18 protein-coding genes are annotated in these 22,063 nt (G+C 69.6%); 17 read left to right on the top strand and 1 reads right to left on the bottom strand.

Annotated features, from left to right (window positions below; all coding sequences use genetic code 11):
* The first annotated feature begins 639 nt into the window (after positions 1–639).
* Genes ACIA58_RS41025 through ACIA58_RS41015 form a run of 3 tightly spaced genes read left to right on the top strand, consistent with a single transcriptional unit; the run spans position 640 to position 3,639 of the window.
* The gene (locus ACIA58_RS41025) at positions 640–1,809 is read left to right on the top strand and encodes a hypothetical protein (protein ID WP_396409289.1); all 1,170 of its coding nucleotides are present in this window, start codon (positions 640–642) and stop codon (positions 1,807–1,809) included.
* On the top strand, positions 1,806–2,771 hold the full coding sequence (locus ACIA58_RS41020) for a hypothetical protein (protein ID WP_396409288.1): 966 nt from the start codon (positions 1,806–1,808) through the stop codon (positions 2,769–2,771). Before ACIA58_RS41025 ends, ACIA58_RS41020 begins: the two co-directional genes overlap by 4 nt.
* A gap of 4 nt (positions 2,772–2,775) precedes the next feature.
* Entirely contained in the window at positions 2,776–3,639 is an 864-nt protein-coding gene (locus ACIA58_RS41015; RefSeq protein ID WP_396409287.1) for a CHAD domain-containing protein, read from the top strand.
* Position 3,640: 1 nt separating this feature from the next.
* Here ACIA58_RS41015 and ACIA58_RS41010 read toward each other — a convergent pair whose 3' ends face one another.
* On the bottom strand, positions 3,641–4,795 hold the full coding sequence (locus ACIA58_RS41010; protein ID WP_396409286.1) for a DUF1015 family protein: 1,155 nt from the start codon (positions 4,793–4,795) through the stop codon (positions 3,641–3,643).
* Between the two features lie 24 nt (positions 4,796–4,819).
* On the opposite strand from ACIA58_RS41010, the gene ACIA58_RS41005 reads away from it, so the two are divergent.
* The 14 genes from ACIA58_RS41005 to ACIA58_RS40940 all read left to right on the top strand — a co-directional run bounded on the left by ACIA58_RS41005 (position 4,820) and on the right by ACIA58_RS40940 (position 22,054).
* Positions 4,820–5,926: an HAD-IIA family hydrolase gene (locus tag ACIA58_RS41005; protein WP_396409285.1), complete on the top strand. Its 1,107-nt coding sequence runs from the start codon at positions 4,820–4,822 to the stop codon at positions 5,924–5,926.
* 74 nt (positions 5,927–6,000) lie between these two features.
* The gene (locus ACIA58_RS41000; protein WP_396409284.1) at positions 6,001–6,474 is read left to right on the top strand and encodes a phasin family protein; all 474 of its coding nucleotides are present in this window, start codon (positions 6,001–6,003) and stop codon (positions 6,472–6,474) included.
* Position 6,475: 1 nt separating this feature from the next.
* A complete protein-coding gene (locus ACIA58_RS40995; protein WP_396409283.1) occupies positions 6,476–6,907 on the top strand; it encodes a hypothetical protein in 432 nt (143 codons plus the stop codon).
* Positions 6,908–7,723, top strand: coding sequence for a TlyA family RNA methyltransferase (locus ACIA58_RS40990; RefSeq protein WP_396409282.1), 816 nt, complete (start codon positions 6,908–6,910; stop codon positions 7,721–7,723).
* A 12-nt stretch (positions 7,724–7,735) separates the two neighbouring features.
* Complete coding sequence (locus ACIA58_RS40985) at positions 7,736–8,674, top strand: NAD kinase (RefSeq protein WP_396409281.1); 939 nt, start codon at positions 7,736–7,738, stop codon at positions 8,672–8,674.
* 172 nt (positions 8,675–8,846) lie between these two features.
* Complete coding sequence (gene recN / locus ACIA58_RS40980) at positions 8,847–10,577, top strand: DNA repair protein RecN (protein ID WP_396409280.1); 1,731 nt, start codon at positions 8,847–8,849, stop codon at positions 10,575–10,577.
* Positions 10,578–10,675: 98 nt separating this feature from the next.
* Complete coding sequence (steA, locus tag ACIA58_RS40975) at positions 10,676–11,857, top strand: putative cytokinetic ring protein SteA (RefSeq protein WP_396409279.1); 1,182 nt, start codon at positions 10,676–10,678, stop codon at positions 11,855–11,857.
* Complete coding sequence (locus ACIA58_RS40970; RefSeq protein WP_396409278.1) at positions 11,854–12,801, top strand: copper transporter; 948 nt, start codon at positions 11,854–11,856, stop codon at positions 12,799–12,801. The genes steA and ACIA58_RS40970 overlap by 4 nt, the downstream gene beginning before the upstream one ends.
* Position 12,802: 1 nt before the next feature.
* Entirely contained in the window at positions 12,803–13,612 is an 810-nt protein-coding gene (locus ACIA58_RS40965; RefSeq protein ID WP_396409277.1) for a hypothetical protein, read from the top strand.
* Positions 13,591–15,177, top strand: coding sequence for a murein biosynthesis integral membrane protein MurJ (gene murJ, locus ACIA58_RS40960; protein WP_396409276.1), 1,587 nt, complete (start codon positions 13,591–13,593; stop codon positions 15,175–15,177). Before ACIA58_RS40965 ends, murJ begins: the two co-directional genes overlap by 22 nt.
* Positions 15,174–16,199 carry a glycosyltransferase family 4 protein gene (locus ACIA58_RS40955; RefSeq protein WP_396409275.1) on the top strand — a complete coding sequence of 342 codons (1,026 nt, stop codon included), beginning with the start codon at positions 15,174–15,176 and terminating at the stop codon, positions 16,197–16,199. Before murJ ends, ACIA58_RS40955 begins: the two co-directional genes overlap by 4 nt.
* Before the next feature lie 21 nt (positions 16,200–16,220).
* Positions 16,221–17,930, top strand: a complete 1,710-nt coding sequence (locus ACIA58_RS40950) for a CTP synthase (protein ID WP_396409274.1) — start codon at positions 16,221–16,223, stop codon at positions 17,928–17,930.
* Positions 17,927–18,577: an NUDIX domain-containing protein gene (locus ACIA58_RS40945; protein ID WP_396409273.1), complete on the top strand. Its 651-nt coding sequence runs from the start codon at positions 17,927–17,929 to the stop codon at positions 18,575–18,577. Before ACIA58_RS40950 ends, ACIA58_RS40945 begins: the two co-directional genes overlap by 4 nt.
* 105 nt (positions 18,578–18,682) lie before the next feature.
* Positions 18,683–22,054, top strand: coding sequence for a GH92 family glycosyl hydrolase (locus ACIA58_RS40940; RefSeq protein WP_396409272.1), 3,372 nt, complete (start codon positions 18,683–18,685; stop codon positions 22,052–22,054).
* Positions 22,055–22,063: the final 9 nt, after the last annotated feature.

The following is a 22,063-nucleotide window of genomic DNA, read 5'->3' as shown; positions in this document are numbered from 1 at the left end:
GATGGTACTGCGACCGGGAGGTCGTGGGAGAGTAGGACGCCGCCGGACATTCACACTGTTAAGGGCCACCCCACCCGGGGTGGCCCTTAACACATGTACGGCCCGGTTTTCTCGTGGCCTGTTGTCATGCCCTGCTCGGTGCCGGTGTCTGACTGGCGGCCAGGGCCTCACCCCCGCTGCGGACGCGGTAACGTTTGTCCGATTACTGCTCTTCAGCTTCGTTAGGAGTCACCGTGGCGACGCCACCTCGCAATCCTCGCTCCGGCTCAGGGGACCGCCGCGGTTCCTCCGGAGGCGCCGGCCGTTCCGGCCGCAGCGGAGGTGGACGTCCGGAGTCTGGCGGTCGATCGGGCGCTGGAGCCGGTCGCTCGAGTTCCGGCGGTGGGCGTTCGGGTTCGGGTTCTGGTGCAGGTCGTCCGAGTTCTGGTGGCGGTCGTGGAGGTGCCGGCGGCCGTTCTGGTGCGCCTAGTCGTCCCGGCGGGTTCGCCGGCGGGCGGTCGGGCGGATCCGGTGGAGCGCGTTCGGGCGGTTCGTCGTACCGGGATCGGGACGAGAGCTCCGCTGAGAACAGGCGTGGATACGCCGGATCCCGTGGTGACGACAAGGGACGGCGGGATCCGTTCGGTGGTCAGATGACGGGTGACGGTGGTCGCGGCGCTGGGCGTGACGATCGGTCGGGCGGCTTCCGGCGGGATGACCGTGGCGACGACCGGCGTGATGACCGGTCCGGTGGCCGCGGTGGATACTCGCGCGACGGCGGTGGGTCCCGGCGGGACGACCGTGGTGGCGATGCACGTGGTGGTGGCAGTCGTGGTGGGGACAGCCGGGGTTCGTACTCGCGGGATGACCGCGGGGGCGCCCGCGGTGGTTCGCGGGACGACCGCGGCGGGGCGAACCGTGGTGGATACCAGCGGAACGAGCGGCCCGGAGACGACCGCGGCGGGTATCGCCGCGACGATCGTTCGGGCGGCGAGCGGGGCGGCTTCCGGAGTGATGAGCGATCTGGCGGCGAGCGTGGCGGGTATCGCGGCGATGCGCGGTCGGGCGATCAGCGTGGTGGGTACAGCCGTGATGACCGGTCGGGCGATGCTCGTGGTGGATACCGGCGGGACGATCGGGCTGGTGACTCGCGTGGCGCGGACTCGCGTGGGCGTGGACCTGGAGCAGCTCGCGGTGGTGGGCCGGCGCGAGGTGAGCGTGGGGCGTTCCGGCGCGACGATCGTGCGGGCAGTGGGAGTGGCGACGCTCGCCGGGACGACCGCGGCGGATACAGCCGCGACGACCGCTCCGGTGGCGGCCGTGGTGGGTACAGCCGCGACGACCGCTCCGGTGGCGGCCGTGGTGGGTACAGCCGTGACGATCGGTCCGGTGGCGGCCGTGGTGGGTACAGCCGTGACGACCGCTCCGGTGGCGGCCGTGGTGGGTACAGCCGTGACGACCGCTCCGGTGGCGGCCGTGGTGGGTACAGCCGTGACGATCGGTCCGGTGGCGGCCGTGGTGGGTACAGCCGCGATGACCGCTCCGGTGGCGACCGTGGTGGGTATAGCCGCGACGATCGGTCCGGGGGTGGGCGTGGTGGGTATAGCCGGGATGGGCGGTCCGGTGATGCTCGCGGTGCGGGTCGGCGGGATGAGCGTGGTGGGGATTCTCGGGGGCGTGGTGGTCGGGATGACCGGCGCGGTTCCGGTGGACGGGATGAGCGGCGGGGTGGGCCTCGGCGGGAGGATCGCGAGGAGAAGGTTGGGCCCCGTCGGGACGACCCGAAGATTCCCGAAGGGATCACCGGGGGCGAGCTCGACCGTGGCGTGAAGGCTGAGCTGCGTTCGTTGCCGCGGACGTTGGCGGATCTGGTGGCGCAGCACCTGGTGGCGTCGGGGCGGTTCCTCGACGACGACCCGGAGCTGGCGTACCAGCATGCCCGGGTCGCGCGGCGGCTGGCGTCGCGGCTCGGTGGCGTGCGGGAGGCTGTGGCGATCACGGCGTACCTGGCTGAGCACTACGACGAGGCGCTGACCGAGTTCCGTGCCGTACGGCGGATGACGGGCAACCACGAGGTCATCGCGATGATGGCCGACTGCGAGCGGGCGCTCGGCAGGCCGGACAAGGCGCTGGCGCTGACCAAGGACAAGCACGTCAACGAGCTGTCCGAGCCGACGCAGATCGAGCTGCTGATCGTGGCGGCCGGAGCGCGGCGCGACATGGGGCAGACGGCGGCGGCGATCCAGACGCTCGACGTGCCGGAGCTGTCCAAGCGGACGCGGGCCGAATGGCTGCCGCGCCTGCGGTACGCGTACGCCGATGCGCTGGAGGAGGCTGGGCGTACTGACGACGCGCTCGTCTGGTTCCACCGCGCGGCTGGTGTGGACGGAGACGGCGTCACCGGTGCCGCCGAACGTGCGGCCCGGCTCGAAGGCCTCGAGTTCACCGACCTCGACGAAGACGACACCGTCCTGGACGATGAGTACTTCGAGGTCGAGGACGAGGCCGCCGAAGAAGACGACGAGGCCGACGAGGCCGAGGACCTGGCGGACGAAGCCGACGACGAGGACGTGGCCGTCGACGCCGAGGAAGACGCCGAGGAAGACGCCGCCGGCGCCGCGGAGGACGAGTACCTCGAGGCGGAGGACGAGTCCGAGGACGACGAGGACGACGAGGACGACGAGGACGACGAGGACGACGAGGACGACGAGGACGACGAGGACGACGACGAGTCTGAGGGTGCTGACGTCGAGGCGGCGCCGGGCGAGACTTCCAAGGGATCTGAGGAGTAGGGCTGTGAGCGACCGGGACTTGGTGGTGGCTGGGAGCCCGGTTGGTCTGCTTGTCGGTGTGGTCCTCGCGAAGGGGGCCCAGCGGCTCGAGAAGTCAGTGGGGATGGTGTCGGCCGGCGAGGACGACGCCATCCACCAGGTGCGGGTCTCCTGCCGACGGCTGCGGAGTGATCTCAAGCTGTTCCGCAAACTTCTGGCCGGTGACTGGGCGCCCGAGCTCCGGGCCGATCTCGCGGCGCTCGCCCAGGCCTGTGGTGAGGCGCGCGATCTCGAAGTGATTGCCGCCCTCGTCCGCGAGAACGCCACCAGCGAGGACAACGAAGAGCACGTCGACACGATCCTCACCACCCTGACCCTCGGACTGGACCGCGCAGCCGCGCGCTCTGCCGAGGTGGTGCTGGGCGAGACCACCAAGGACCTGCTCACGACGATCGAGTCGATCGCCGCGGCCCCTGACCTGAAGCCCAAGGCCGACAGGCCGTGCGACGAGGTCCTCCCGGAGCTGCTGCAGTCGGCCACCGCGCAGTTCGACCAGGAAGCCGGCAAGCTGAAGCCCTGGACCCCCGACGACGACTGGCACGAGGTACGCCTCCTGGCGAAGCGCGTCCGGTACGCCGCCGACACCACCGCCTCCGTCCTGGGCGAGGAAGCGAAAGCCACCGCGACCCAGGCAGCCACCTACCAGGAGCTCCTCGGCCAGCACCAGGACCACTGCGCCGCGGCAGACGCCCTGACCGGTATGGCAGCGGACGCGGCCGCGCAGGACGACCCAGAGCTCTCCTTCACGCTCGGACGGCTCACCGAGCGCCACCGCGCGGCCCGCAAGCCCCTCCGTGAGCAGTTCCTCAGCCTCTATCACCGGCCCTGAGTCACAACATCCGGAACAGCAGCCCCACCCGAGGCTTCGGCCCGAACGACGTGGCCTTCTGCGGCAGTACGACGCCCTGCGCGGCTGACCGCAGTACCTGGTCCATCCGGGGCGCTGCGAGCTCCACAGCTGCCTGCTGAGGGCCAGCCAACGCCAGTGCGTCCGCGAGCGTGTGGTGGAAGCTGATGTCGTCCTCCACCACACCCCAGGCCGGCAGCAGCACCTCATGCAGCAGCGCCACCGTTGGCGTGTCCTCAGCGGAGTGAAGTGTCAGCCAGCTGGTGCCGTCCGTGATCGAGATGCGGTCCGGATCGCCCTCCACGCGGCCAGGCTGCATCTGCCAGCCGGTCGGCGTGTGTGTCTGCACTATCTCCAGATCCAGACCCGGTACGACGCGGTGGATCGGGTCCAGCGTGAGCGGGTGACGGATGTAGTCCACCAGCATCGCCAAACCGGCCTCTGCGCCCTGCCTGTACGGCTCCCGCAGCTGACGCTCCAGGTACGCCGCATATCGGTGGTGGCCGTCCGCGATGACGGCCTCGTGCTTCGCCAGCTCCGCGGAGATCGCCTCGAGCACTTCTGGATCGTCGATCCGCCAGATGCGGTGCTCGGCGCCGTTGTACGTCTCGGCCTCCAGCCACGGCTCCCCGGCCCGCGCCGCGTCGACGGCATCGCTTGCCACGCTGCCGCCGGCGTACGCGAGCAGGATCGGCTCCAGGTCGGCGTCGGTCGCCTCCATCAGCCGGAGCCGATCGTCGACCCAGTGCGGCATAACCTCCTCATGCGGCAGTACTACGGTCCGTGCCGGATCCAGCCGCAGCGAGCCGACCAGTCCGCACAGTACGGCGGTCCCCAGGCGCTGCTCGTACACGTACAGCGCGGGCCGCTCGTCCTGTACCACCACGCCGTCCTGCTGCCACCGGGCGAGCCGCCGCGCGGGTTCGTCGTACCGGCCCGGGCCGAGCTCCGGATCGCGTGGAAGGATGAGCCTCACCATGTTGTGCAGATCAGAGTCAGTCAGCCGCCGGACGATGGCGGGTTCCAGCACGTCGTACGGCGGTGACGTGACGGCGCCGAGCGCGCTCACCTTGCCGGCCACGAACCGCCACGCGCGCAGCGGATCGAGCCTCAGGACCCTCCCGCTCGTATCCGGCATGCGCGGAATCGTACGGGGTGAAGCATGAGTGTGGGACGTAAAGCACCGGAACCGCTGTCGGCGTGTGACGAACCGCTCGCGAGCCGGTACGACGTGGCCCTGCTGGACCTCGACGGGGTCGTGTACGTCGGTCCGGATCCGGTGCCGGACGCCCCGGAGAACCTGCGCAACGCTGCCAAGGAAGGCATGCGCATCGGGTACATCACCAACAACGCGAGCCGGCCGGCGCGGGTCGTTGCCGAGCACCTCGCATCGTTCGGGCTGGACGTGATCGCCGAGGACGTGGTGACGTCCGCGCAGGCGGCGGCGAAGCTGATCGCGAGCGAGTACCCGAAGGGATCGCCGGTCCTGGTGATCGGCGGCGAGGGGCTGTACGCCGCGCTCGAGGAGTACGGGCTGACACCGGTCCGCGGCAGCGACGCGCGCCCGGTGGCCGTCGTCCAAGGGTTCCACCCGGATGTGAACTGGGTGATGCTCGCGGACGGCGCGCACGCGATCCACGAGGGCGCGAAGTGGTTCGCGACCAACCTGGACCTGACCATCCCGACCGCGGCCGGCAAGGCACCCGGCAACGGGACGCTCGTGCAGGCGGTCCGGGCCGCGGTCGACATGGATCCGGTCGTCGCCGGCAAGCCCGAGCCACCCCTGCTGGAGACGAGCATCGAGCGGCTGGAAGCCGAGCGCCCGTTGATGATCGGCGACCGGCTCGACTCCGACATCCAGGGCGCGAACGCGGTCGGGATCGCGAGCCTGTGGGTCGCGACCGGCGTGAACGACGCGTACGACCTGGCGCGGGCGCCGAAGAACCAGCGCCCGACGTACGTTGCCGCGGGCCTCGGAGCCCTGGCCGAGAAGCAGCCCGGGGTGACCGTCGACGGCGCGAAGCATGCCTGTGAAGGCTGGACGGCCGAGGTCGTCGACAACGCGGTCGCCGTCAAGGGCGAGGGCAAGCCGTACGACGGACTCCGAGCGATCCTGTCCGCGGTCTGGACCGCCGTCGATGCCCCCGCGGAGCCGGCCAAGCCCGCGAAGGCGGCCGGCCGCACCCGCCGTCCCCGCCCGAAGCCGGCCCCGACCGCCGACGCCATCGCCCTCGACGCCGCCCTCCACCGCATCGGCCTCGACAGCTAGCCGACCGGGGTGGGCGCGGTGGTGTTGTGTGGGGGAGGCGATACCGTTGCTGGGAACGATGCGAGGAGGCAGTCATGGTGATGGACGCAGTGCGCGGCTACGTACAGCTCGCGAGCGGGTTGACCGAGGTCACCAAGCAGAAGGCTCAGGCGGCTGCGAAGGCGTTGCTGCAGCAGACCGGGGCGGACACGCTGACCAGTCGGGTGAGCGAGCTGGCCGACGAGATCGTTGCCACGAGCAAGAGCAACCGTCAGCTGCTGCAGGCGATCGTGTCGAACGAGGTCGAGGGCGCGGTCGCGCGGCTCGGGTTCGTCCGCTCCGAGGAGGTCGCGGCGCTGACCCGTCGGGTGAAGGCGCTGGAGACCGAGCTCGCCGAGGCGCACGCCGCCGGACCGGTTCACGACCCGCTGGTCGGGGAGGCGCCGGTGCTGGCGAAGAAGGCGGCCGCCAAGAAGGCCGCGAAGAAGGTGCCGGCCAAGAAGGCTGTCCCGTTGGCCAAGAAGGCAGCGGCGAAGAAGGCCGGCAAGAAGACGGCGAAGAAGGCCTGACATGACCGAGCATCCAGGCGAGCAGTTCCCTCCGGACGTCGACCCGGACGTGGAGCCCGGCTTCGACCCGGACCAGTCCGAGCAGCCGACCGCTCATCCGGACTACGACACCGAGCCCGGTGCCCAGGACGTCGCCGAGCACGTGGATCCGGCAGCGGTCGAGTTCGGGCCGGAGTTCGCCCGGCCGCCGGGCGAGGAGTACGAGCACTCCTTCGAAGCCGAGTCGGCCGAGGACCCGGCCGACGACCCAGGCCAGGACGCGGGCGAGAGCTCCGATGAGGGCGGGCATCCGTTGGTCGAGGAGACCATGGGCCGGCTCGACGAGCTGCGGGACCGGCCGGTGAGTGAGCACGGCGAGGTGTACGCCGACCTGCACGACCGGCTGCAGAGTGCCTTGGTGGAGGCGGACGCCGAGCAGGGCGACCGGAGCTGAGTGGCCAAGGCAGCCAAGCGTTCGCGGCTCGACGCCGAGCTGGTACGACGCGGCCTGGCGCGGTCACGTGAGCATGCGAGCGAGCTGATCGCGGCCGGCAAGGTGAAGGTCTCCGGGACCGTGGCCGGCAAGCCCGCGACCGGAGTCGGCTCGGACGCCCCGATCGTCGTCGACACCTCCGAACACGAGGACCCCGGTTACGCGAGCCGCGGTGCGCACAAGCTGATCGGCGCGCTGGAGGCGTTCCCGGCGGTCCGGGTCAAAGGCCGCCGCACTCTCGACGCCGGCGCGTCCACCGGCGGTTTCACCGACGTACTGCTGCGCAACGAGGCCGCACACGTGATCGCCGTCGACGTCGGGTACGGCCAGCTGGTGTGGGCGCTGCAGACCGACGAGCGGGTCACGGTGATGGACCGGACCAATGTCCGGACGCTCACGCTTGACGACATCGGCGGTGAACCGGTTGAGCTCGTGGTCAGCGATCTCAGCTTCATCAGCCTCACGCTCGTCCTTCCGGCGCTGATCGGCGTGGTGAAGCCTGACGGTGATCTGGTGCTGATGGTGAAGCCGCAGTTCGAGGTCGGCAAGGACCGGCTCGGCAAGGGCGGCGTGGTCCGCGACCCCGAGCTGCGGGCGGACGCCGTACGCTCGGTGGCAGCGAAGGCTCACGACCTGGGGTGGGGAATCGAAGGGGTGGCGGCCAGCCCACTGCCTGGTCCGTCAGGAAATGTCGAATACTTCCTGTGGATACGCCGGGAAGCGCCGGTTCTCGATGAGACGATGCTGCAAAGCGCGATCGAGAACGGTCCACAGTGATGAGGGGGCAGCGTGGCTGAGCACGAGCCGCGGCGCGTGCTGCTGGTGACGCACACCGGCCGGGACCTGGCGGTCGAGGTGGCCCGCGAGGCGCACCGGTTGCTGACCGGCGCCGGGATGCAGGTCCGGCTGCTCGGCGGTGAGGTCGAGGCGCTCAAGCTGGACCCGGTCGAGATCGTCGACGACCCGGACAAGGCCGCGAACGACGTCGAGCTGATCATGGTGCTCGGCGGCGACGGCTCGATCCTGCGCGGCGCCGAGCTGGCCCGCCCGCACGGGACGCCGGTGCTCGGCGTCAATCTGGGCCACGTCGGCTTCCTGGCCGAGGCCGAGGTCGACGACCTGGAGCGGATCGTCCAGGTGGTGGTCAACCGCAGCTACGCGGTCGAGGAGCGGATGACGCTGGCCGTCGACGTCCGGCTGGACGACGACCTGATCTTCGAGACCTGGGCGCTGAACGAGGCGAGCGTCGAGAAGGCCGCCCGCGAGAAGATGCTCGAGGTCCTGGTCGAGGTCGACGACCGCCCGCTGTCCCGCTGGGGCTGCGACGGTGTCGTCGTCGCGACCCCGACCGGCAGTACGGCGTACGCGTTCTCGGCGGGCGGACCGATCGTCTGGCCGGAGGTCGAGGCGATCCTGATGGTGCCGCTGAGCGCGCACGCGTTGTTCTCGCGGCCGATCGTGGTGGCGCCGACATCGAGGCTGTCGATCGAGCTGGTCTCGTCCTGGCACGGCCGCGGGGTGCTGTGGTGCGACGGCCGGCGGATGGTCGAGGTGCCGCCCGGTGCCGAGATCACGGTACGGCGGGGCGCGACGCCGGTCCGGCTGGCCCGGGCCCACGAGGCGCCGTTCACCGACCGGCTGGTGGCGAAGTTCGACCTCCCGGTGCTCGGCTGGCGTGGAGCCGCCGAGCGCAAACGCAACGGAAACGGAAACGGAAACGGAAACTAAGTGTCCTGTCAACGATGCTGGTCACACGCTATCGGCGCCCAGGCACGCACCTCGCGGCGGCGGACGAGCGCCAACGATGGAACACCGCATCGACGGCGCTCGTCCGCCGTGCGATGCACGCACCTGGACACCGCTATCGCGCAACCATCACCGTCGACAGGACACTGAAGCCATGCTGTCAGAGATCCGCATCACCGGGCTGGGCGTGATCGAGGACGCGACGCTGGACCTCGACCCGGGATTCACCGCCGTCACGGGTGAGACCGGCGCGGGAAAGACGATGGTCGTGACCGGCGTGAACATGCTGCTCGGCGGCCGTGCGGACAGCGGTCTCGTCCGGCACGGGACCCGCCGGGCGCGGGTCGAGGGCCGCGCGAGCGCCGTACCGCGGTCGATCGTGCAGCAGGCCGAGGACCGTGGCGGCGAGCTGGACGACGACGAGTTGCTGATCGCTCGCGAGCTCTCGTCCGAGGGCCGGTCGCGGGCGTTCCTCGGTGGCGCGTCGGTGCCGGTGTCCGTGCTGGGAGAGGTTTCCGGCGACCTGGTGGCGATCCACGGGCAGGCCGACCAGTGGCGGTTGCTGCAGCCCGCACGGCAGCGCGAAACGCTGGATACCTTCGCGGGTAAGGCGGTTCTCGTCCCCCTGCAGGAGTACGCCGGCGCGTACAAGCGGCACCGCGAGGTCGAGGCCGAGCTGACCGAGCTGACCACACGCGAGCGTGATCGCCTGGCCGAGGCGGACCTGCTGCGGTTCGGTCTGGACGAGGTCGCGAAGGCCGAGCCCTTGTCCGGCGAGGACACCGAGCTGGCCGCCGAGGAGGAGCGCCTCGCGTACGCCGACGGTTTGCGTACCGCGGCCACGTCCGCCGGGGATGCACTGGCGTCCGAGGACCTGGATTCCACCCGGCCGAACGACGTACTCGGCCTGCTGGCATTGGCGAAGCAGGTGCTGGACGGCGAGCGCGACCACGATGCGAAGCTGGCCGAGCTGGCCGACCGCGCGGGCGAGCTCGGCTATCTCGCGGCGGACCTGGCGCAGGAGCTTTCGTCGTACGCCGCCGATGTCGACACCGACCCGGCACGGCTGGCCGTGGTGAGCGAGCGACGCTCGTTGCTGCACGGTCTGGTGCGCAAGTACGGCGCTGAGCAAGGCACTGTCGACGAGGTGCTGGAGTGGACGAAGCGGTCCGCGGCCCGACTCGCCGATCTCGACGGCAGCGACGAGCGGGTCGAGCAACTGACCGCCGAGCTGGCCGAGCTGGACGCGAAGCTCGCCGACCTCGGCCGGCAGATGCGGGAAGCCCGGATCGAAGCTGGGCAGCGCCTCGGGGTGGCGGTGTCCGAGGAGCTGACCGGGCTGGCGATGCCGCACGCGAAGCTGTCGGTCGAGGTGCACGAGACCACCGCCGGCCCGTTCGGCATCGACGAGGTCGAGTTCTGCTTCGCGGCGAACCCGGGCAGCCCGGCCCGCCCGCTGCAGAAGGCCGCGTCCGGTGGTGAGCTGTCCCGCGTGATGCTCGCCCTCGAGGTGATCCTGTCCGACACGCATCCCGTGCCCACGTTGGTGTTCGACGAGATCGACGCCGGTATCGGCGGTCGCGCCGCGGTCGAGGTCGGCAAGCGGCTGGCCCGCCTGGCGGAGAAGGCGCAGGTGATCGTGGTCACGCACCTTCCGCAGGTCGCCGCGTTCGCGGACCGTCACGCGGTGGTGCTGAAGAGCGACGACGGCTCGGTCACCACCAGTGGTCTGGTGGCGCTCGACGACGACGCCCGGTTGAAGGAACTGTCCCGGATGATGGCCGGTCTGGAGAACTCCGACGCCGCCCAGGCCCACGCCGAGGAGCTGCTCGCACTGGCCGCCGAACGGCACAAACCGCGCAAGAAGAGTCGTTCCAAAGGATGATTTGACGCACAGTCACTGTTATTTCAGTGCGTTAACAAGGGCCTGCCCGGGGTAAATGAACCGGAAGGGGGCTCTTGACATGGCAGGATGAGAGGGCGATGAGACTGCCCAGCCTGCGGAGAGCACGACCCACTGAACTGCCCGGCGTCACCGGAGTGGTCCGGCTGGATCGCCGTACCAAGAATCTCACCAAACGCCTCAAAGCGGGCGAGATCGCGGTCATCGACCATGTCGATCTGGACCGGGTGAGCGCCGAGGCGCTGGTCGACTGCAAGGTCGCCGCCGTGGTGAACGTGGCCGACTCGATCAGCGGCCGGTACCCGAACCTCGGCCCGGAGATCCTGGTCGAGGCCGGGATCCCGCTGGTCGACGGCGTCGGCCGCGAGGTGTTCTCGATCCTGCACGAGGGCGAGCAGGTCCGGCTCGACGAAGGCACGCTGTACCGCGGCACCGAAGCGGTCGCGAAGGGGATGTCCCAGGACAGCAAGTCGGTCGCGGAGTTGATGGACGACGCCCGCGCCGGGCTGTCCACGCAGCTCGAGGCGTTCACCGCGAACACGCTGGAGTACCTGCGGCGCGAGAAGGACCTGCTGCTGGACGGCGTCGGCGTACCGCACATCCACACCGCGATGGAGGGCAAGCACGTCCTCATCGTCGTCCGCGGGTACGACTACCGCGACGACCTGGTCGCGCTGAGGCCGTACATCCGTGAGTACCGCCCGGTCCTGATCGGTGTCGACGGCGGCGCGGACGCCCTGGTCGAGAACGGGTACGTCCCGGATCTGATCGTCGGCGACATGGACTCGGTCAAGGACGAGACGCTGAAGAGCGGCGCCGAGGTGGTCGTGCACGCGTACCGCGACGGCCGCGCGCCCGGGTCCGAGCGGCTGGAGCGGCTCGGTGTCGAGTCGATCGAGTTCCCGGCCACCGGCACCAGCGAGGACGTCGCGATGCTGCTGGCCGATTCCAAGGGCGCCTCGCTGATCGTGGCGGTCGGCACCCACAACTCGCTGGTGGAGTTCCTGGACAAGGGCCGCTCCGGGATGGCGAGCACCTTCATCACCCGGTTGCGCGTCGGTGCCAAGCTGGTGGACGCCAAGGGCGTCGGCCGGCTGTACCGCAGCCGGGTCTCGACGTTCCAGGTGGTCGCCCTGATGGTGGCCGGCCTGTTCGCACTCGGCATGGCGATGGTCGCCATCGGCGCCGACGACGTGTTGTGGTCGATCCTGCGGGCGCGCTGGAGCGACTTCGTCTACTGGATCCGGGAGCTGTTCACGTGATCGACTTTCGCTACCACATCGTCTCGATCGTGGCGATCTTCTTCGCCCTGGGCGCCGGTGTGGTGCTCGGCGCCGGCCCGTTGAAGGGCACCGGCAGCGAGATCGTCGCGAGCCAGGCCGAGAAGGACCGCCAGCAGCTCGCCGACGCGCGCGCCGAGCTGGTCCAGGTGAAGGCCCTGGACAAGTACCGCGACGACTACGTCGCCAAGGTGACCGCCGGGCTGACCGACGGCAAGCTGACGAACAAGAAGATCACCATCGTCACCATGCCGAACGCCGACAGCGATCTGAGCGACGGCGTCCAGGGCGAGCTGGAGAAGGCCGGCGGGGTCGTGACAACGAAGGTGGCGCTGGACGCGAAGATGTTCGACACCGGTCAGCGCCAGCTGGTCGAGTCGCTCGTCACCCAGCTGGTGACCGCGGACATGGACTTCCCGAAGGACAGCACGACGTACCAGCGGGCCGGCCTGCTGCTGGCCCGCGGGGTCGCGGCCAAGGAAGAAGGCAAGACGGCCGACGCGGACTCGACCAAGGTGATCAGTGGGCTGACCGGTGCGAAGCTGATGTCGCTGAAGCCGTCGCAGGTCAAGGACCGGGCCAGCCTGATCGTGGTGATCGCCGCGAAGCCGCCGACGCCGGCCCCGGACAACTCGACGTACAACGACGCGATCGACTTCATCACCGGTCTGGACCTCGGCAGCGGCGGGGTCGTTGTCGCGGGTACGCCGGACAGCGCGGGCGACGGCGGACTGATCAAGGCCTTGCGGAGTGACTCCGAGGCCACCAAGATCGTTTCTTCGGTGGACGTGGCCGATCTCCCCGCCGGGCAGCAGACGGTCGTCTTCGCACTGGTCGAGCAGGCCGGCGGCAAGGCGGGGCAGTACGGCGCGATCAACGCGAAGAACGGCGTCGCGCCGTCGGCCGTACAGACGAAGGACAACTGACGTGGGAATTCTGAGCGCTGCCGTCGCGGCGGCCGCTACTGCCGGGCTCGAGCGTGCAGCCGAGAAGCTGCCGAAGGACAACCGGGAGCCGTTCGAGCGCACCAACCATCGCGGTGAGACGGTCACGCTGCTCGAGGGCCCGGTCGCGGTGCTCGGCGCGCTGGCAGGTGTCGCCGCGTCGCGGGGCAGCGGCAAGGTGAAGGCGGCCGCGCTCGTCGCCGGCGCGGTGTCCGGTGCGGTCGGTGCGTACGACGACCTCCGCGGGACGACGCAGGCCAAGGGTTTCCGCGGCCACCTCAGCGCGTTGAAGCGCGGCGAGGTGACGAGCGGTGCGGTGAAGATCCTCGGCGTCGGCGCCGCCGGTCTCGCGGCCGCCGCCCTGCTGCCGCGCAAGTCCAGCGGCGTGAAGGCCTTCGCCGGAGTCGTTGCCGACGGCGCATTGATCGCCGGTACGGCGAACCTCACCAATCTCCTCGACCTCCGCCCAGGCCGCGCCCTCAAGGCCGTCGCCGCTCTGAACGCTCCGCTGGCCGTCGTGAGCGGTCCGGCCGGTGCCGTCGTCGGCGCCGCTGGAGCCTCCGCACCGGCCGACCTCGGCGAGCGCTCGATGCTCGGCGACTGCGGCGCGAACGGACTGGGCGCGATCACCGGTACGGCGCTGGCCGCGTCCCTCCCGCGCCCGTTGAAGACCCTCGTCCTCGCGGCGGTCGTCGGGCTGAACCTGGCGAGCGAGAAGGTCAGCTTCACCAAGGTCATCGCCGACACCCCGATCCTCGACAAGATCGACCAGTGGGGCCGACGACCCAGGTGAGTACGGGCGAACGGATCGCCCGAGCTGCACTACTTGTCGCAGCAGTCACTGTCCTGGCTCGCGTTGTCGGGTTCGCCCGGTGGCTGGTGTTCTCGAAGACCGTCGGCGCGGGATGTTTGGCCGAGGCTTACACGACGGCCAATCAGCTGCCCAACATCCTCTTCGAGGTCGTTGCCGGCGGAGCGCTGGCCGGTGCCGTGATCCCGGTGCTTGCCGGGCCGGTGGCGCGTGGGGACCGGGCGGCGCAGGGACGGATCGTCGGGGCGTTGCTGTCCTGGTCGTTCGTGCTACTGGCTCCAGTCGCCTTGATGGCTTGGGTTCTGGCGGGCCGGTACACCGACGCGATGCTGGACCCCGGTGCTGACTGCGGCGGTACGACGGGGACGGCGACGCGCATGCTGGCGATCTTCGTACCGCAGGTCTTCGGGTACGCCGTGGCGGTGGTCGCGACCGCGGTTCTCCAGTCCCACAAGCGTTTCGCGGCCGGTGCCTTGGCGCCGCTGATCTCGAGCCTGGTCGTCGTCGCCACGTACCTCGTGTTCGCGGGGACCGCTCCCGATGCCGACAAGGCGTCCCGCAGCGCCACCGATCTGCTCGCGTGGGGGACAACTGCCGGCGTCCTCGCGCTGGCGCTGACGGTCCTGGTGCCGATGCTCTTCCTGCGCTTGCCGATCAAACTCACGCTGCGCCTGGACCCCGGGGTCGGTCCGGTGCTGCGGCGGCTCGCACTGGCGGGCCTGGCCGTACTGATCGCACAGCAGCTCACGTTCGTGGTCACGACGTACCTGGCCAACCACCGCGGCGTTGCGGGCAGCATCGCCGTGTACACGTGGGCCAACGCCGTTTACCTGCTGCCCTACGCCGTACTGGCCGTACCGATCACGACAGCGGTCTTCCCGCGGTTGGCGGCAGCGTTCGACTCCGGCGAGCGCTTCGACTTGTACGCCGCGGCGTCTACGCGTGCAGTGGTGCTGGCAGGCGGGGCCGGGGCCGCGCTGCTCGTGGGCACCGCCGTTCCGGTCGCTCGCATCTTCGCGTACGACGACGGCCGGGTGCAGGAGGTGCAGGCGACGTCGCTGGGCAACGGCCTGATCGCGTTCGCGCCCGCGGCTATCGGCTTTGCAGTGCTGATGCATCTGGGCCGCGTGCTCTATGCCCGGCACTCCGGTCGTGAGGTGGCCGTGGTGACGTCAGCGGCCTGGGTACTGGTCGCGGTGGCCGGCGTGGTGCTGACGGCGCACTGGGACGCCGTACCGGCACTGGCAGCCGCGATGTCGGTCGGAATGGTCGTCGGCGCGTTCGTGCTGATCGTCGTACTGCGCCGTGAGGCCGGCCCGGGTGTACTCGTCGGAGTACCGCGGGCGCACCTCACTGCGCTGGTCGGCGCCGCGCTGGCGGGCGCCACGGGCTGGGTGGTCGCCCGGCCGGCCGGCGACGGCGGACTGGGTAAGGCACTCGTGTTCGCCGTCCTGTCCGGGCTGGCCGCCGTCGTCGTGTACGCCGTGGTCGTGCTTGCATTGGATCGCGCGGACGCTCGCGCTCTCATACGACGGGAGAAGTCATGAGGATCGGGCTGCTGCTCGCGGAGTCGCGAGGCGGCATCGGGCAGCATGTCGCCTCGCTGGTGCCGCGGTTCGTCAGTGCCGGGCACGAGGTGGTTGTGTGCGCCCCGCCGGGCACGGCCGAGCACTTCGAGTTCGGTCCGGCGACGGTCATCACCCAGGCGGCCGGACTGCGCGGTTCCGGCGTGATCCACGCCCACGGGTACCGCGCCGGCATGACTGCGCTGCGCGACCGGTCGCGACTGCGTCCACTGATCGTGACGTGGCACAACGCGGTGATCGCACCCGGCCCACGAGGCCTGATGATGCGGATGGGGCAGCGGTTGGTTGCCAGGGGCGCGGATCTGACCCTGGGCGCCTCCAGCGACCTCGTGGAGCTGGCGAAGAGCCTCGGCGCTCGTAACGCGCAGCTGGCTCCGGTGGCCGCTCCTGCGATGCCCAGGATCCGTACACCGCGCGAGGACGTCCGGCACACGCTCGGCGTCGGCAATCGGCCCATGGTGCTCACCGTGGGCCGTCTGGCGCCGCAGAAGGACTATCCGACCCTGCTGTCCGTCGCCGCGCGAGTGCACGAGTCCACTCCGCACGCGGTGTTCGTAGTGGTCGGTGACGGACCGTTGCGGGACAACCTGCAGGCGCGGATCGATGCCGAGAACCTGCCGGTCCGGTTGCTGGGTCATCGCAACGACGTGGCCGACCTGCTCGGGGCGGCCGATGTGTTCTTGCTCACGTCGCACTGGGAGGCCCGTGCCCTGGTCCTCCAGGAGGCGATGCAGGTCGGCGTACCGGTGGTGGCCACCGCGGTCGGCGGCGTACCCGAGCTGGTCGGGGACAGCGCAGTACTGGCGTTTCCGGGCGACGCGGACGGGCTGGCGGACGGTGTCCGCGCGGTTCTGGCCGAGCCGGAGACCGCGAACGCTATGCGGACACGCGGCCGGGAGTTGTCCGCCCGATGGATGGACGAAGACGCGGTGGCAAAGAATCTGCTCGACATCTACGCGGGTCTCGTCGCGACCGGTGCTTGACAAGAGGTAGGCTGAAGGCCCGTGGACAGGGCTTCGAATTCCCAGCAGACCAAGCACGTATTCGTCACCGGTGGCGTGGCATCCAGTCTCGGCAAGGGACTGACAGCGTCCAGCCTCGGCAGTCTGCTGACGGCACGAGGCATCCGCGTCACCATGCAGAAGCTGGATCCGTACCTCAACGTGGATCCCGGCACGATGAACCCGTTCCAGCACGGCGAGGTGTTCGTCACCAACGACGGCGCCGAGACCGACCTGGACATCGGGCACTACGAGCGATTCCTCGACCGCGACCTCTCCCAGGTCGCCAACGTCACGACCGGACAGGTCTACTCCCGCGTCATCGCCAAGGAGCGCCGCGGCGAGTACCTCGGCGACACCGTCCAGGTCATCCCGCACATCACCAACGAGATCAAGGAACGGATGCTCGCGATGGCGGGCCCCGACGTCGACGTCGTGCTGCACGAGATCGGCGGCACCGTCGGTGACATCGAGTCGCTGCCGTTCCTGGAGGCGGCCCGGCAGGTCCGGCACGACGTCGGCCGGGACCACGTGTTCTTCCTGCACATCTCGCTGGTGCCGTACATGGCGCCGAGCGGCGAGCTGAAGACCAAGCCGACCCAGCACTCGGTCGCCGCGCTGCGCTCGATCGGTATCCAGCCCGACGCGATCGTCTGCCGGGCGGACCGGCCGATCCCGGACAGCGTGAAGCGCAAGATCTCGCTGATGTGCGACGTCGACCAGGAGGCGGTCGTCGCTGCCCCGGACGCGCCGTCGATCTACGACATCCCCAAGGTGCTGCACTCCGAGGCGCTCGACGCGTACGTCGTCCGCCGCCTGAGCCTGCCGTTCCGCGACGTCGACTGGACCCGCTGGGACGAGCTGCTGAAGGTCGTGCACCACCCGAAGGACGAGGTCACGGTCGCGCTGGTCGGCAAGTACATCGACCTGCCGGACGCGTACCTGTCGGTGGCCGAGGCGCTGCGCGCGGGCGGGTTCGACAACGACGCCCGGGTGAACCTGCGCTGGATCGCCTCCGACGAGTGCGCCACGCCCGAGGTCGCGGCCCGGCTGCTCGGAGACGTCGACGCGGTCTGCATCCCGGGCGGCTTCGGCGTGCGCGGGATCGAGGGCAAGATCGGCGCGATCCGGTTCGCCCGCGAGCAGGGCATCCCGATCCTCGGGCTGTGCCTGGGTCTGCAGTGCATGGTGATCGAGGTGGCCCGCGACCTGGCCGGCCTGGTGGAGGCGAACTCGAGCGAGTTCGACCCGGACGCCGAGCAGCCGGTGATCGCGACGATGGAGGAGCAGAAGCACATCGTCTCCGGCACCGGCGACATGGGCGGCACGATGCGGCTCGGGCTGTACCCGGCGAACCTGGCCGACGGCTCGATCGTCCGCGGCCTGTACGGCGCCCCGTCGATCCAGGAGCGGCACCGGCACCGCTACGAGGTGAACAACGCCTACCGGGACAAGCTGGAGACCGCCGGGCTGGTGTTCAGCGGCCTGTCGCCGGACCACGAGCTGGTCGAGTTCATCGAGCTGGACCGGTCCGTACACCCGTTCTTCGTGGCCACCCAGGCGCACCCGGAGCTGCGGTCGCGGCCGACCAAGCCGCACCCGCTGTTCTCCGGCCTGGTCGCGGCCGCGCTGGACCGTCAGCGCGAGTCCCGGCTGCCGGTCGAGGAGCCGAAGCAGGCTGCTGCCAAGAAGACCCCGGTCAAGGCCCGATGAAGGATCATCCCGAGCTGCGGTTCGGCGCCGGGCTCGCCGATCAGCCGGAGCACTGGCCGGTCTCCTCGTCCGAGGTGGTGCACGAGACCGGCCGGGTGATCTCGGTACGGCGGGACACGATCGAGCCGCCCGGCGGTGACCCCTTCGTGCGGGATGTCGTCGTACATCCCGGCGCGGTCGGCGTTGTCGCGCTCGACGAGAACAACCGGATGCTGCTCGTGCGTCAGTACCGGCATCCGGTCGGGTACAAGCTGCTCGAGGCGCCGGCCGGGCTGCTCGATGTCCAGGGGGAGCAGTACCGCCTGGGCGCCGAGCGCGAGCTGTGGGAGGAGACGGCGACCAAGGCCGCCGACTGGCGGATCCTGGTCGACGCCTTCACCTCGCCCGGCCTGACCAACGAGGCGGTCCGGATCTTCCTGGCCCGCGACCTGTCGGCGGCCGACGAGTCCTTCGAACGCCTCCACGAGGAGGCCGACATGGAGACCGTCTGGGCTCCGCTGATCGACGTGGTCGGCGCCGTCCTGGCCGGCCAACTGCAGAACCCGATCCTGGTGATGGGCTCCCTGGCTGCCTGGACCGCCCTCAACGGGCCCGGCTTCGACACCCTCCGCCCGGCCGACAGCCCTTGGCCGGCCAAGGATCTTTAGTTCCGGAACCTTCCGTAGTCCTTGACGTGCGCTCGGTAGCCGGGTATCTCTTGCTGACAACGATGTCACTCCGCCAGCTCGCTACCGCCCAAGGTTGGTCCGCCCATGCGTCGTCGTTCCGCCCTGCCCCGTCGCGCGAGTTTCGTACTCGCCGCCGCTCTGATCGCCGCTGTCACGCCTTCGGCTCAGGCTGTGCCTACGCCGTCACCGGGCGGCTCCGGTGATCACCCGACAACGGCCACACCACCCGACCCGTTGGCGACCGGCTCCCGCTCGTCGATGGCTGTCGGCAGCAGCCGGATCGGTTCGAGTTCGCTCGATCCGACCGAGCAGGTTGATCCGTTGGTCGGTACGTCGAACGCGGGGAACGTGTTTCCGGGCGCGGTGCTGCCGTTCGGGATGTTCTCCTTCAGCCCGGAGACGAGTCGTGGGAACGCGTACCGGACGGCCGCGCCCGGTGGGTACCTGTACGACGCGAACCGGATCCGCGGGTTCAGCCTCACGCACATGAGCGGGACCGGATGTGCGGGTGGTTCGGGTGACATCCCGATCTTCCCGCTGGCGGGTGAGGTCACGAGCTCGCCGCAGTCCGACGCGAAGGACGAGACCTACGCGTCGACGTTCAGCCACGCGAACGAGGTCGCCAAGCCGGGGTACTACAAGGTCGGCCTCGACTCCGGTGTGACGGCCGAGCTGGCCGCCACGACGCGGACCGGGTCGGCGGCCTTCACGTTCCCGGCCGGCAAGGCGAAGACGGTGATGTTCCGTACGTCGAACTCCGAGGTCGGATCGAGCGACGCGCAACTCAGCATCGACCCGGCGCATCGCACGGTCAGCGGGTCGGTGACGAGCGGCAACTTCTGCGGCTACCTGGCCAGTGTCGGGCAGCGCAGCTACTACACGCTGCACTTCGTCGCGGAGTTCGACCAGCCCTTCACGAACCAGGGCACCTGGACCGACACCACCGTCGCTCCGGGCAGCACTCGGGCGAGTGGCGGCACGACGTACGGCACCGATGGCTGGATGCCGCCGAACAAGGGCTCCGGTGGGTACGTCGGCTTCGACCATGACGCGTCGGACAAGGTGACGATGCGAATCGGCATCTCCTACGTGAGCACTGCCAACGCACTGGCGAACCTGCGTGCCGAGAACCCTCGCGGTACGTCGGTGGCGATGACGGCTGCGAAGGCCAAGCAGGCGTGGCGGAAGCAGCTCGACCGGATCGAAGTCGCCGGCGGTACGACGGACCAGCGCACGACCTTCTACACCGCGCTGTACCACGCGTCGCTGCACCCGAACGTGTTCAGCGACGTCAATCGCCAGTACTGGGGATTCGACCAGAAGCCGCATTCCGTGTCGCGCGGACAGCAGGCGCAGTACGCGACGTTCTCCGGGTGGGATGTCTACCGGTCGCAACTGCAACTAGTTACATTGCTCGATCCGGACCGGGCGGGGGACATCGCGCAGTCGTTGTTCAACCAGGCCACGCAGAACGACGGCATCTGGGACCGGTGGACGCACGCGTCCGGCAGTACATCGGTGATGACCGGTGACCCGTCCGCGCCCGCTGTAGCCGGCATCTACGCGTTCGGCGGCACGAACTTCGACGCTCGCGGCGCACTGCGTTCGCTGGTGAAGGCGGCGACCGTGCCGACCGCGAAGGACCTCAGCTCGGCGGGCAAGCCGGTCATGACGATCGGAGAGCGCCCGTCGCTCGACAAGTACCTCGCACTGCACTACGTCCCGACCAAGTCCAACGCCTGGGGCGGTGCGGTCGAAACGCTCGAGGACGTGACGGACGACTTCGCCTTGGCCCAGCTTGCGCAGCGCACCGGCGACAAGTCGACGTACAAGCAGTTCCTGAACAGGTCGCAGTACTGGCAGAACGTGTTCAACCCGGACAACGGCGGCTACGTCCAGAACCGGGACGACAACGGCGCCTGGCCCGCGTTCACGCCGTCGACGTACGACGGGTTCGCCGAGGGCAGCAGCGCGCAGTACACGTGGATGGTCCCGCACAACCGGGCCGGACTGGTCGACGCGATGGGCGGTGTGGACGCTGCGAACCAGCGGCTGGACGCATTCTTCAAGAACCCGGACGGCACGTGGGCGCTGACCGGTGCGGGCGAGCTGCACGCGGAGATGGACAACGAGCCGTCGATCAACACGCCGTGGATCTACAACTACACCGGCCGGCCGTACCAGACGCAGGAGACGTTGCGGCAGGCAATGAGTCGGCTGTGGAACACCAGCACCGGCGGAATCCCGGGGAACGACGACCTCGGCGCGATGTCGTCCTGGTACGTATGGACAGCGCTCGGGCTGTACCCGGACGTGCCGAGCCGGGCGGAGTTGCAGGTCGCGGCGCCGCTGTTCCCGCGGGCAGTCATCCACCGGGGCAGCCGGACCATCCGGATCAACGCTCCCGGCGCGGATGCCCAGTACGTGCAGTCGCTGAAGGTCAACGGGAAGTCGTCGAGCAAGCCATGGCTGCCGGAGTCCTTTGTGCAGAAGGGCGGAACGCTTGATTTCAAGCTCGGCGCGGCGGCCAACACCTCCTGGGGATCAGACCCGAAGGACGCGCCGCCGTCGTGGCGGACCGGTGAGATCCCGTTCCAGACGTCAACCGACACCAGCCGGGTCGTCATCGCACCTGGCACCACCAGTGCACCTATCGCTGTCCAAGCGCATCGGCTGAGCGGCACAGCGCAGGACGTCACCTACACGGTCAACGCGCCGAGCGGACTCACCGCGACACCTCCTACTGGCACGTTCCACGTGGACGAGGTTGGTAGTGCGGCTGTGACGATCACTGCAGCCGCCAGTACACCGGACGGCCGCTACCCGGTCACGGTGTCGATGAAGGCGGCTGACGGTACTGCGCTGCCACAGGTCGGGTTCACTGTCGTTGTCGGTCAGCCGAACTCGTTCTTCGTACTGCGAGAAGGTGTGGGCATCTCTGACGACAACGGTGACCACACCGAGGCGGACTACGACGGCGGTGGCGTCAGCTACTCCCGCCAAGCGCTAGCGGCTGCTGGACTGACCGCTGGTGGCACTGGGACTGTGCAGGGCCTCACGTTCACGTGGCCCGACGTACCTGCGGGTGACCCCGACAACGTGCCCGCCGACGGTCAACTGCTGAACCTGCCCGCCGGTACGACGAAGCTGTCGTTCGTCGGCAGTGCGGTGAACGGCAACCAGCAGACGACGGCGACGCTGAACTACGCCGACGGCAGTACGTCGCCGATCGACCTGTCCTTCAGCGACTGGACGCTGGGCGGTGGCGGCGACACTCTCCACTACGGCAACGTCATCGTCGCCACCACGCCGTACCGCAACGAGTCAGGCGGCGGGAAGGACAACGTCACCACGCACATCTTCGCCACGGCGCCTGTGACCTTGACCCAGACGCCGGTGAGCATCAGTCTGCCTGAGAACCGTGACTTGCGGCTCTTCACCGTGGCAGCAGGCTAGGGAGGGGTT

The organism is Kribbella sp. NPDC051586, assembly GCF_044453965.1.
Taxonomy (GTDB): Bacteria; Actinomycetota; Actinomycetes; order Propionibacteriales; family Kribbellaceae; genus Kribbella.
This window is presented reverse-complemented; position numbering and strand designations above follow the sequence as displayed.